Annotated in this window: 11 protein-coding genes; 6 read left to right on the top strand and 5 right to left on the bottom strand. The window is 43.6% G+C overall.

The annotated features are described in order from the left end of the window. Nucleotides 1-157 precede the first annotated feature (157 nt). Complete coding sequence (locus ASD40_RS03700; protein WP_057301987.1) at nt 158-2,047, top strand: hypothetical protein; 1,890 nt, start codon at nt 158-160, stop codon at nt 2,045-2,047. Nucleotides 2,048-2,154: 107 nt separating this feature from the next. Next, complete coding sequence (locus ASD40_RS03695) at nt 2,155-3,135, top strand: aldo/keto reductase (RefSeq protein WP_057301986.1); 981 nt, start codon at nt 2,155-2,157, stop codon at nt 3,133-3,135. Between the two features lie 64 nt (nt 3,136-3,199). Here ASD40_RS03695 and ASD40_RS03690 read toward each other — a convergent pair whose 3' ends face one another. The 4 genes from ASD40_RS03690 to ASD40_RS03675 are packed head-to-tail and all read right to left on the bottom strand — an operon-like array spanning nt 3,200 to nt 6,933. Beyond that, complete coding sequence (locus ASD40_RS03690; RefSeq protein WP_057301985.1) at nt 3,200-4,210, bottom strand: FecCD family ABC transporter permease; 1,011 nt, start codon at nt 4,208-4,210, stop codon at nt 3,200-3,202. Next, nucleotides 4,207-5,217, bottom strand: a complete 1,011-nt coding sequence (locus ASD40_RS03685) for a FecCD family ABC transporter permease (RefSeq protein WP_057301984.1) — start codon at nt 5,215-5,217, stop codon at nt 4,207-4,209. The genes ASD40_RS03690 and ASD40_RS03685 overlap by 4 nt, the downstream gene beginning before the upstream one ends. Beyond that, entirely contained in the window at nt 5,214-6,137 is a 924-nt protein-coding gene (locus ASD40_RS03680) for an iron-hydroxamate ABC transporter substrate-binding protein (RefSeq protein ID WP_057301983.1), read from the bottom strand. Before ASD40_RS03680 ends, ASD40_RS03685 begins: the two co-directional genes overlap by 4 nt. After that, a complete protein-coding gene (locus ASD40_RS03675; protein WP_057301982.1) occupies nt 6,088-6,933 on the bottom strand; it encodes an ABC transporter ATP-binding protein in 846 nt (281 codons plus the stop codon). The genes ASD40_RS03680 and ASD40_RS03675 overlap by 50 nt, the downstream gene beginning before the upstream one ends. Nucleotides 6,934-7,129: 196 nt before the next feature. Between ASD40_RS03675 and ASD40_RS03670 the strand changes: the two genes are divergently transcribed. Together ASD40_RS03670 and ASD40_RS03665 are read left to right on the top strand one after the other, a co-directional pair. Then, a complete protein-coding gene (locus ASD40_RS03670; protein WP_057301981.1) occupies nt 7,130-8,179 on the top strand; it encodes an NAD(P)/FAD-dependent oxidoreductase in 1,050 nt (349 codons plus the stop codon). A gap of 128 nt (nt 8,180-8,307) precedes the next feature. Beyond that, a complete protein-coding gene (locus ASD40_RS03665; RefSeq protein WP_057301980.1) occupies nt 8,308-8,895 on the top strand; it encodes a TetR family transcriptional regulator in 588 nt (195 codons plus the stop codon). Between the two features lie 98 nt (nt 8,896-8,993). On the opposite strand, the gene ASD40_RS03660 is transcribed toward ASD40_RS03665, so the two are convergent. After that, nucleotides 8,994-10,334: an aminotransferase-like domain-containing protein gene (locus tag ASD40_RS03660; protein ID WP_057301979.1), complete on the bottom strand. Its 1,341-nt coding sequence runs from the start codon at nt 10,332-10,334 to the stop codon at nt 8,994-8,996. A gap of 150 nt (nt 10,335-10,484) precedes the next feature. Between ASD40_RS03660 and ASD40_RS03655 the strand changes: the two genes are divergently transcribed. Further along, a complete protein-coding gene (locus ASD40_RS03655) occupies nt 10,485-11,435 on the top strand; it encodes a DMT family transporter (protein ID WP_057301978.1) in 951 nt (316 codons plus the stop codon). 256 nt (nt 11,436-11,691) lie between these two features. After that, on the top strand, nt 11,692-12,483 hold the full coding sequence (locus ASD40_RS03650) for a DUF2935 domain-containing protein (RefSeq protein ID WP_327205272.1): 792 nt from the start codon (nt 11,692-11,694) through the stop codon (nt 12,481-12,483). The last annotated feature ends 174 nt before the right edge of the window (nt 12,484-12,657 follow it).

Genomic DNA, 12,657 nt, shown 5'->3' with positions numbered 1-12,657 from the left:
CACCAATGTATGATCAAAATGAATCGTAATCGGAAATCGCATTCGCCCCAGCGATTCATAGGGCGATTTTCATTACTATTAGCTTAGATTAAGTTTGTACAAAGTACAACTTTGAGTTGAGAAACAACAAAAATATGAATCAAGGGGGATGATGACATTGCATCTTGATAGGATAGAACCACATTCAGGGGGCAATAACGGAGATCCTAACGTGATGGAAGTCGTTAGAACATGGTTAGAACACCCAACTCTCATTAGGGAAATCGGCCAACCGGCTCAGCTGCAGCCAGCTGACCTTTTCCCGACCTTACGCGTTCATGTGTACGCAGCAATGACGATTAGCGCAATTATAGAGCTAGAGAAAGGCGATATCATTCGCCTGACGTCACTATCCCTCCAACTCGGGGATGAGGCAGAAATCGCGATCCCGGGTACGGTTGAACGGTTGGGGATGCACATCTTGCGGCTAACCTTCTCGCGTCCAGGTTATTCGGATCTGCACGATGCTTTCTACTTTTATGTAAAGGATCCGTCGGTCATTCAGAACGACCAATCGGACATTGCTTATATGAGGGCGAGCGGTAAGCTTGTTTACATACCGGACTACAAAGGAAATCGAATCGCAGATTTTTCTCATGCAGGTTACATGGGCGGCGGCATACAGCTTCCAGATGTACAAACGCAAATGACCATCGAGCCTGGAGAAGGGGATGCGACAGCACGCATTCAGGAAGCCATTGATGCTGTGTCCCAGCTTCCGCTTACGCCAGAAGGATTACGCGGTGCTGTATTGCTGAAACGTGGAACGTACCATTTGGCCGAAACGCTGAAAATAGCAGCTAGCGGGGTTGTCCTTCGCGGAGAAGGACAGGGGGAAGACGGCACACTCTTGTATGCGACAGGTGCAACCAAGAAAAATATTTTAGAAATTGGCGGGGCAAGAGGAGTCGAGCTGTTGGAAGACACATGTACGACGGTTACCGATCTATATGTTCCTTCAGGATCGAATTCTTTCCATGTGGCGGATGCACGCCATCTCCAGGTCGGGGATTCGGTCATTGTACGCCGCTATGGGAATGACGCTTGGATTCATGAAATCGGAATGGATGCCATAGTCCAACGGCCGATTACCGGCGGAACCAAGATGTGGAGCCCATTCGAACTTGATTTTGACCGTATCATCGTTCATATGGAAGGCAACAAGATAACCGTAGATGCACCGCTTACTAATTCAATAGAGCTTCGTTGGGGCGGGGCACGGGTTTTCAAATATAAGGATCCAGACCGAATCGAGCATGTTGGCGTAGAAAATATGTGTATTGACGTCGAATTCGATCCTTCTGTGACGGATACACAAATTGATGATCGGAAGGGTGCTCTTGATCCGTATTGTGCTGACGAAAATCACACAACCAACTTTGCCGTCCTGAATCATGTGAAGAATGCTTGGGTACGTGACGTTACAGGTTACCATCTTGATCATAGCCTTGTCCTTGCCGACTACGGGAGCAAGTGGGTGACCATTCAAGATTGTACGGTTTTGGATATGGTTAGTATCATAACCGGCGGTCGCCGCTACAGCTTTCATGTTTGCGGACAGATGATTTTAGTCCAGCGGGCTTATACGGAAACAGCGAGGCATGCATTCGTTGTCGATAAGTGGGTGACGGGACCGAATGTATTTCTCGACTGCAAATCCTCCACCGACTATAACACAAGTGAACCGCATCATCGCTGGTCGGTAGGCGGTCTGTACGATAATGTGAAGGCGCCAATCGCTATCCAAGACCGCATTTGGCTAGGCAGCGGGCATGGTTGGGCAGGTGCGAATTATGTCACCTGGAACACGGAGGGAGAATTGACGCTGCAGCAGCCGCCTACCGCGCAAAACTACGCGATTGGTCACGTTGGTGAGATGAAAAAAGGACGCGCACCGAATGACTATGATCCTCGTCCGAGGAAAGATGGGTATCTGAATGCACTGGGCAAGCATGTTTTACCGATCAGCTTGTACAGGCAGCAGTTGGTGGATCGACTCAACACTTAAATTTCACGTCCAGGTTGCTATTTTGTAGTAAGCAAAGTAGTGTTAAGTTGTACTAAATTCTGCGAAAAACGATATCCCTCATTCAATTTGAAACAAAGGTGAGTGTCATGGAGAAAACAAGGTTACTCCGTAAACTGGGAAGCACGAATTTAGAGCTATCACCACTTGGACTTGGCTGCTGGCAATTTAGCAATGGGCAAGGGGTAGTAGGCAAGTTTTGGCCTGTGCTGGGTGCCGATGATGTGTTGAAGATTGTTAAGATTAGCCTTGAAGGCGGCATCAATTGGTTTGATACAGCGGAAGTGTATGGTAAAGGACAGTCGGAGCAAATGCTTTCGAAAGCTCTCCGAGATTCAGGGTCTTTGGCGGATGACGCTCGAATTGCTACGAAATGGTGGCCGATTTTTCGCACAGCTGGAAGCATTGTAAGTACAATCGATGAGCGCATTCGATACTTAGATAATCGCACGATCCATCTGCATCAAGTACATCAGCCTTACTCTTTCTCCTCTGTAGCAAGTGAAATGAAAGCCATGGCTCAATTGGTCAAAGCCGGTAAAATTCAAAACGTGGGCGTGAGTAATTATTCGGCAAAGCAAATGCGGGAGGCTCACCGAGTACTGAAGGAGCATGGCCTTCCTTTAGCATCCAATCAAGTGAAGTACAGCTTGCTAGATCGGCGTATTGAACAGAATGGAATTATGGAGACAGCTAAAGAGTTAGGGATTGCAATTATTGCTTACTCTCCATTAGAGCAAGGAATTCTGAGCGGCAAATTCCATAAGAATCCTGATCTCGTGAAAGGTATAACGGGTCCTAGGAAATGGACGTCTTCTTTTAAACAATCAGGACTTCAGAAATCAAAGCCTCTCATCGATCACTTGGAAGAGCTAGCTGTTCAGTACGATGCTTCTCCAACACAAATCGCATTGAATTGGATGAATAACGCTCACGGAGAAACAGTATTTGCCATTCCCGGTGCTTCCAAAGTTCATCATGCTCAAGAAAATGTAAAAGCCATGCAATTTAAGCTTACTGCTAATGAAATCCAAACAATCAGCGAAATATCGAGCAACGTAATCCGATAATAAATATACAGAAAGAAACTGAACCCATAATACCATGGAGCTCAGTTTTTTGTTTTATACAAGGTTATTTTTTCAATAATAAATACATAAAATACGGCGCCCCAATCAATGCGACCATAATGCCGGCGGGAATTCCATCAGGCTCAATCACATTACGTCCAATGGTGTCTGCCATTACTAATAACCATCCGCCAATCAGAATGGCGACTGGAATAAACATTTGATTTCTGGGTCCTACCAAAGCTTTGGCCATGTGCGGAGCCATGAGTCCAATGAAGGCAATTCCACCAGCAACCGAAACGGCCGAAGCAGCCAGGGCAACCGCGGTTAAAAGTAAGACTATACGTTCCTTTTCAACGGATACACCTACGCCGATGGCTACAGGTTCGCCTAGCCCTAGGAGATTCAAACGATTTGCTTTGTATAAGGTAAATGGAATGAGTATGGCTAACCAAGGAACAATTGCCCAAATGAAGGGCCAGTCTGAACCCCAGATACTTCCGGCTAACCATTTTGCAATAAAATCGACTTTGGCTCGTTCAGCAGATGAAATAATGACTATCATGACCCCAGAAAGCGCCATTGAAAACCCGACTCCAATTAGCACCAATCTGACGGGTTGAAGGCCAACGGTTCGGTTATACGAAAGTAAATAGATAAAGCATGCCGTAATTAAAGCACCTATAAAAGCAACAAGTGGAAGCAGATAAATAAACGATCCCGCCTTGATAGGAAAAAACAAAAAGAATACGGCAATAGCAACACCAGCCCCAGAGTTAATGCCTATAATTCCAGGATCAGCTAAATCATTTCGCGTAATTCCTTGTAAAATAGCACCCGACAGGGCAAGTGCCATGCCTGCTAGCAGTGTAATCACCATGCGTGGCAGTCGGATCGAAAATAAAACAAACTCTTCTTTGAAGGTACCTTGACCGAGAATGGTGGGAATCAGCCTATCATAAGATACGGAGGAGTATCCCAGTCCCATCCCGAGCACGATCGTCATCGTAATAAGGATAAGGGAACCATTTAACAGCATCCGTTGTTTTTTTATTAAAGCGGGAGGATGAATCATGAGAATGCTTTTCCTCCTTTACGAACGATGAACAAGAAGAAGGGTAAACCCATCATAGCCACAATGGCCGCCACTGGTGTTTCATAAGGAGAATTAATCGTTCGTCCAAGGGTATCCGCAAAAAGCATAAATGCAGCTCCTATAATTGCCGACATTGGCACAATGAAACGATAATCGGTTCCAACAATGGCGCGAACAATATGAGGAATCATCAAACCAATGAACGCCATATTCCCAACAAGCGCAACAGAGGCACCTGCGAGTAAGATGATGATGATAAAAAGCACGGTTTTAATTTGTGTTGTCTTCTGACCTAATCCGACAGCGACCTCTTCACTTAAGCTTAAAATGGTAAGCTGCCTGGAGAGGAACAAGGAAATCAGTATACCGATCGTAATAAACGGCGCAATGACTTGGAGTTGGCCCCATGAAGTGCCGATCAACCCTCCTGCTGTCCACATGGATACATCTTTTGAAATTTTAAAATAAATACCGATACCTTCCGAGATCGCGTATAGGAACGCAGATACAGCTGCTCCGGCTAATACAATGCGAAAAGGAGAGAAGCCGTCCTTTTTCACTGCGCCAATACCGAATACGATGCTTGCACCAACAGCAGCTCCAATAAAACAAGCAATCGTAATCCCGAAGTAATTGGCTGAAGGGATAAAAGCAATCGTAAACGCAAGAGCCGCGTTTGCTCCAGCGGTCAAGCCAAGTAAACCAGGATCAGCAAGCGGGTTTCTGCTCATCCCTTGCATGATGGCTCCGGAAACGGCTAGCGCGCCTCCAACAAAAACCCCCGCAATTTCCCGCGGTAATCGAATTTCGCGGTTGATCGATATTTTATCACCTGCGGCATGTGAAGTGAGGGCCAGCCAGACATCTTTGACGGTAACATCTGCGGCCCCAAATACCATAGAAATAATAAACATACCCACAAAGACTACAAGTCCAGCAATCAGTTTATAAACGAATGGGATGAACCGTTGATGTTCCGTAATCATTTACTACCTAAGTTTTTAACAAAGAAATCGAGTTGGTATTCTAATGTCTGTGGATCATTGAAGTAGAACTCTTTTGCATTGACTTCAAATACTTGTTTGTTTTTAACGGCTGGAATGTTTTTGTAGGTATCGGTTTGTTGGAACGAATTATCAGTGTCTGGGTTTTTGCTGAAGATAACATAGTCACCTGCATACTCCGGAAGAACTTCCAAAGACAAGGCATAATAACCGGCTTTTAAAGCCATTTCTTTGACTTTTTTAGGCATTTCTAGCTTCATTTCTTGGTAAAGAATTTCGGTGCCGCGACCCCAGTTATTTCCGAAGACGTAAAGCTGTTTGTCGAAATTTTCAACAACAGAAATCGTTTTGTCCGCTCCAATCTTCGCTTTAATGTCTTCTCCGGCTTTCTGCGCCCGTTTTTTAAAGTCAGTAATCCAAGCTTGCGCTTCTTTTTCTTTATTTAAAAGTTTGCCAATTTCTAAGTGCTGAGCTAAATAATCTACCTTTCCGTATGTATACGTTACTGTAGGAGCAATTTGCTTTAATTTATCTACGTTTTTAACACTGGATAGACCAATGATTAAATCCGGTTTTAATTCAATCAGTTTTTCTAGACTTTCATCGGATACTTCTTGCGCAGTTTTTAGTGTTGTTTCGAAGCGCGGGTTCATTTTAGACCAAGAATCGACACCAACAAGATTGACTTTTAGAGCCATTACATTTCCAGCAAAAGATGAAAGGACAACGACGCGTTGAGGATTGGCCGGAACTTCGACAGGTCCATTTTCAGATTGGTAGGTGATGGTTGTTGGTTTGTTTTCAGCTTTCGCTGCGTTTTTCTCTGTTTGGGTTGTTTGGCTGCTGCAAGCACTAAGAGCTAATGAGATGAAGAGCAGGAACGGAATGAGTCGTTTGTTCATTTTGGTTATCTCCCTTTAATAAATTGTAGGTGACGCACATGGGTTTATTTGTTCGAGGGTCTCGCCCGATTTCAGCATCAATGTGAAAAACTTTCTTGAGCACTTCATGATTCATCACTTCTTCGCAAGTGCCAGCTTTCACGATTTCACCATCTTTAAGAGCGATGATATAATCGGCAAAACGAGCCGCTTGATTTAAATCATGTAGGACCATGACAATCGTACGTTCCTGTTCCTTATTTAGTTTTTGCAAAAGCTCTAGAACCTCTAATTGATGTGCCAAATCTAAATAGGTGGTAGGTTCGTCAAGGAAGATAATCTCCGTTTCTTGCGCAAGCGCCATGGCAATCCAAACGCGTTGGCGTTGTCCTCCGGATAGTGCATCTACAGGACGGAACTTAAAGTCGAGGGTACCTGTAACTTCAAGCGCCCAGTCGATCACTTCATAGTCCCTTTTCGATAAGCGCCCAAAGCCCGTTTGATAAGGAAAGCGACCATAGGAGACTAACTCACCGACGGTTAAACCACTTGCACTTTCGGGCGCTTGTGGAAGAATCGCCATTTTTCTAGCGAGTATCTTTGTATGTTCTTTGGCAATATGTTCGCCATCTAGAACGATTGAACCCGATTGATGGGAAATAATCCGCGTGGCTGCTTTCAATAGGGTAGACTTTCCACAGCCATTCGCTCCGATAATGGTGGTGATTTGCTTGTCTGGAATCTCTACACTGAGATTTTTAACAATTAAACGTTCACCATAACCAATGTTTAGCTGATCTGTATACAGGCGAACCATGAGATAACCTCCATTTATTTTAAAATACGTACCATCCAATCACTGATAATGATTATCAATTTCACTACAATACACACAATAAAGCGAACAATTTTATTTGTCAATACCTTTTTTTGTTGTCAAATGAGAAGAATAGACGTATATTTAATTGAGAATGATAATCATTTACGCTTCATAACCAAGGAGTGATCGTGAAATGCAAGAACAGGAATTGTATGATGTGACTGTCATTGGAGGAGGGCCAGCAGGGCTTTACTCCGCTTTTTATAGTGGACTTAGAGAAATGAAGACCAAGCTTATTGAGTATCAAACCCAACTAGGTGGAAAAATACATATTTATCCGGAGAAAATGATTTGGGATGTTGGAGGACACACGCCAATTCCAGGAGCGAAGCTTATTGAAAATCTTGTAGAGCAAGGACTAACGTTTCATCCAGAAGTTGTGTTGAATGAAAAGGTAGAGTCGATCACACGTAATGAAGAGGGGATTTTTATCTTACAAGCTGCTTCTGGTCAAAAGCATTACTCGAAAACAGTTATCGTTGCTGTTGGAGGGGGAATATTGAATCCGCAAAGGCTGGAGATCGAAGGCGCAGAGAGATATGAAGTGTCGAATTTGAACTATACCGTGAAGTCTTTGCAGCATTTTAGAAACAAAACGGTGATCATTTCTGGTGGAGGCAATTCTGCCATTGATTGGGCAAATGAATTGGAGCCTATCGCCAAGAACGTTTATTTAACCTATCGAAAAGAGGCTTTAACAGGCCACGAAGCACAAGTAAAGCAGCTCATGGAGAGCTCCGTTGTTTGTTTCTTCCATACGTCCATAACCAAACTGGTTGCTAGCAGTAATCATGAAGTCATTGAACGTGTCGAACTTACCAACCATGAAACAGGTGAGGTATCGTATTTGCCCATTGATGAAGTGATTATTAATCATGGTTATGAACGTGATACAACACTACTTAATAATAGTGAAGTAAAGCTTGCGATCGCAGATAACTATTACATTGCTGGTAATGCGGCTAGCGAATCTTCGGTAGATGGAATTTATGCGGCCGGAGATATTTTACACCACGATGGGAAGCTGCATTTAATAGCCGGTGCTTTCCAAGACGCTGCAAACGCAGTAAATAAAGCAAAGCAATACATCCAACCGGATGCTAATAAGGCTGCCATGGTGTCTTCGCATAATGAAGTTTTTAAAAAGCGCAATCGAGATTTAGTCAAACGAATGATGACCTAGAAACTAAAAACCCCCCTGTATGAAAAAACCATACAAAGAGTAAAACATAATACAAAATAACAATATTGTCATTTTGTTTTTGATACTTATTGTGCTATTATGGAGCTTAATAGAGAGGGGGAGCCAACATGTCCAATGATCTTCCACTAACGAAGGAAGCCATACTAGACGCGGCGGAACAGGTGCTTCGGCGTTATGGACCTGACAAAACTTCCGTTGTCGATGTGGCTAAGGCACTTCAGGTAAGCCATGGTACACTTTATCGGCATTTTGCAAGTAAAGCCTCATTAAGAGAGGCGGTAACAGAGAGATGGCTGCACAAAATTATTTTAGATCCCTTAGAAACTATTGCCTCCCAGTCGGGTGGTAGTGCTGCCGAACGTTTGCGCTCGTGGTTTGAAACCCTGATCCATACGAAGAGGACCTATGCAATCAATGATTCCGAAATGTTTACCATGTACGCGGCTGTTACATTAGAAGCAGTTGAAATGATCACTACGCATGTCAATCAATTAATCGATCAGATTGCCCGAATTATCGATGAAGGAATGAAGTCCGAGGAGTTTAAATCCGTTGATTCTAACGTAACTGCAAAAGCTATTTTTATTGCTACTTCGCGTTTTCATCATCCTGCACATGCGAAAGAGTGGTCATCAGACACGATTCACCAGGAATTTGCATCGGTTTGGGATCTGCTTCTTTTCGGAATCTCCTAGCATATATGCGTATTAAAGCCCTTCTGATGATATTAATCAGAAGGGCTTTTGCAATAAATAGGTATTTGATTGCCTTCTGGGAGCGAAGGAGCTCCGTTTCATCCAAGCATCCGCTTGATCTCATCCACAATAAGCCGTACGCCGGCTTCGATCCGCTCCTCTGATACTTGCGTTACGCTAAGGCTTAACAAATGCTCAGGATTAAATGCAGGTAAGTAATAAGGTTCGAGGTCCTGCAGAATAACACGCTTCTTTCGTAATCTATCCAACAGGGTTGGGATGTGCAGATGAGCTGGGACGATGATATGAGTGTACACACCCGAGATTGCCTGAGATGGAGATAGGTATGCATTGTCACTGTTTGCAAGCAAGGATTTATTCAGATGCCTCAATCTACGCGAATAAGAATCTCTGATTTTACGCTTGCGCCTTTCGAACATACCACTTTGAATATAAATTTCTAATGCTGCTTGCGAGAGTGTGGAACTATCGATGTCTGACAATTTCTTGTAGTTGCTGAACGTGGGCGTGAGGTCTGTAGGAAGGACGGCTGCGCCCACGCGCAATCCTGGAAACAAAATTTTAGAGTAGCTTTTTAAATAAACAACATGGGTTGAAGCATAAGCGAAGATGGGGTCGGATTTCGTATCGTTTTCCAAGTCAGCCAGATAATCATCTTCGACGATGTACACGTTATAGCGTTTGGCTAGTTTAGCAATTGCTTTCTTCGTTTGTTCTGAATAAGAACTACCGAGAGGATTATGGAAGCGGGGCATTGTATAGAAGAACTTAATATCTTCCGTACGGAATAAGCGCTCTAATTCATCTAGATCAATGCCGCTAACCGTTCTTGTGATGCCAAAAGTAGGGATTTGATAAAGTTCCAAAAGTCTTATAAACAAATAATAACTCGGTTGTTCAAGCAACACCCCTCGTTTTCCATTCGGAAAAGGCATCAAAGCCAAGACGGATAAGGCTTGCTGCACACCTGATGTTATATGTATGTTGTTAGGATTCGCGAACACCTGATAGTTGGCCAAATGCTTGGTCAACACCTTCAATAACGAAGGCAATCCTTGCGGAGTTCCGTACACGAACAGTTCGTTCTTATAAGTATCAATCGCTTTATTTATACAATGCTTAAAATCGAGATAAGGAAAAAGCTCAGGGTCTGGAGCCCCCGAAGAGAAATCATAGACCGCTTGTTCCGTAGAATGGATGCCATCTGTTCTCTTCTGTACCGCATAATACCCGCTTTGGGGGATAGAGTAAATGAGATGGCGGCTCTCAAGCTCGGTATAGGCACGTATGACTGTACTTTTATTGCAAGAATAGGTGATGGACAGCTCCCTTATTGACGGCAGTTTTTGTCCGGATCGTATTTGTCCATCCTCAATTCGCCGTTCGATGTCATTGAAAATAAGCGAATATTTATGCATATATAGTTCTCCCGCCCCTTAACTGTACCGGTACAGTTGGTCCGTAAATAGATTGTAGTACGACCGTATTCGTCCTATGCTTATTACCAACAGCCGGCCGGCACCATTACCAATAAAGTACCATAAATTCGTTAGGAAGTGTGGGGGAATATGAAAAACCGAAAAGGAATCAAACTTGCCTATCTTTTTGCCGTACTCAACGCGGTGATCATTGGATTTTCTTTCTTGTTTGCCAAAATAGCTCTTGATCATGCTAACCCGCTCGATACGCTAACCTTTCGTTTTACCGTTTCGTTCGCAGTCTTCTCCATCCCGGTTGCATTTGGCTTGGTTAAGTTGAATTACCGTGGCAAACCGATTATCAAAGCGCTTCTGCTGGCCACGACATATCCACTAGGCTTCTTTACGCTTCAAGCGTATGGGCTGCTTCATACCTCTTCGGCAGAGGGAGGCATCCTCTACGCATTCACGCCGATCGTAACGATGGTGTTTGCTTCCTTGTTTCTGAAGGAAAGAACAAACGTCTTCCAGAAACTATCGATTTTCCTCTCTGTATTCGGCGTTCTGTTTATTTTCATCATGAAAGGGAGCTCGCTAGATTTGTCAAACATGACAGGGATCATCCTGTTGGTTCTTACTTGTGTGGCTTTTGCTGGATACAGTGTTCTGGCTCGTTCGCTTTCGAAGCAGTTTAGCCCAGCGGAGATCAGTTATTTTATGCTCGGTATAGGATTTGCTACCTTTCTTGTTGTTTCGCTTTCGAGTCATGCTAGCGCGGGGACACTTGAGATCTTTCTTTCACCGCTGTCTAACCCTTCATTTATTGTGGCGATACTTTTCCTAGGCTTGTTCTCCTCACTGGTGACGGCTTTGACAGGTAACTATGTCCTGTCCAAGATAGAAGCCTCCAAAATGAGCGTGTTCACTAATTTATCAACCATTGTCTCCATAGCTGCGGGGGCCCTCTTTCTTGGGGAAAAAGTGACGATGTATCACTTGATCGGCTCTGTGATGATTCTAACAGGGGTGATCGGGACGCAATATTTGGGTCGATATAAAGTGGCTTTGCCAAAGGTTAAAGCTGATCGTGTAAGAGGGTAAGGAGTGAATGGAATATGTGAGAACGAAGTTATGTTATTAATGCCCGCGCTGAAGTAGAATCATTCGAGTTCTAGGAATCCTTTCCTAACTATGAAGAGACTCTAGAGAAGCTTCTATATATGCTAGGTAGTTGCTGCCACTATGACGCCACAAGGCGTCTTTTTTCGTTTTCTCTAAAAAAGTAGCAGGGATCGGTTTTTTATCATTAGCTCGTTACATACAATTAGGTAAAGTATGAACGGGAAAGGGGCACGAGATGATGGAACAAACGTTGTTTGAGCATCGATTTTGGCTGCAAATTTTAGGGGATCATGCGAGGTTTATTTATAATGCCCTAGCTCCTGTGGAGCTTAAAGATATTGCTATCGCCCATTCTTACATAAACCAATACGATCAACTTCTTGGTCAAGCGCGAATGAATGAAGTTAACAATTTGGCTCAAATAAACAAACAAGCTTACGATTTAACGGCAAATTTACGCGAATATAAACTGAATCTTTTAGATCGTCTTTTACTCGGCCAAATAAAGATTGGGCTAACCCCTACTTTTATCAATCATATGTTGAATGAGCTTGAGGAGTACTTCAAAATACTTATCGTGCTCCTGGATGGTAAGCCGGTCCCGAAGTATGCTCCTTTGCATCATGATTTGCTTTGGCTGACTGATGCTGCAGGTCATGCGGCAATTATTGCGACGGACTTAGATATGGTAGAGAAGAGATTAATCAAGAAAAGCGAGCAATTTGAAAAGAATTTCAATGAGTTCTATTTAAAAGCGATAGAACTTACAGGTTATTTACGAACGTTGCGAGCTAGTTACCCTTCAATTATGAAGTTCCATTCTGATGTTAATATGGAAATGTCTATATTCATGGCTTTCTTGAAAGAAGTCGAGGAGCTTGGGCTAAGTGCAGAGCTGTTATCGCGGATTAACCCTCTCGTGCCGGATCATATGTATCGCGAAGAGTGTTACTATTTATTGAAGTTATCTCAAAGCGGAGTTGTTCCCCCGCAGACTTGTGATCCCACTAAACCTAGGGTCAAGTAATTCCTCGAATGAATCCCTATTTAGAAAAACGCTAAAAAAGGGCAGTTCCTAATGGAATCTGCTTTTTTTTGTTTAGCGTGCCCAGAGGCACGCATTATCTAGTTGGTGCAAGTCCAACCACGGGAGGGACCAAGCCACCCTTGTAGCTAGGATGCTTGCGTATGGCGAAATCTG

Origin of the sequence: Paenibacillus sp. Root444D2 (genome assembly GCF_001426375.1) — a bacterium.
GTDB lineage: Bacteria > Bacillota > Bacilli > Paenibacillales > NBRC-103111 > Paenibacillus_E.
Note: the sequence above shows the minus strand (reverse complement) of the source record. Positions and strands in the feature narration are given on the sequence as shown.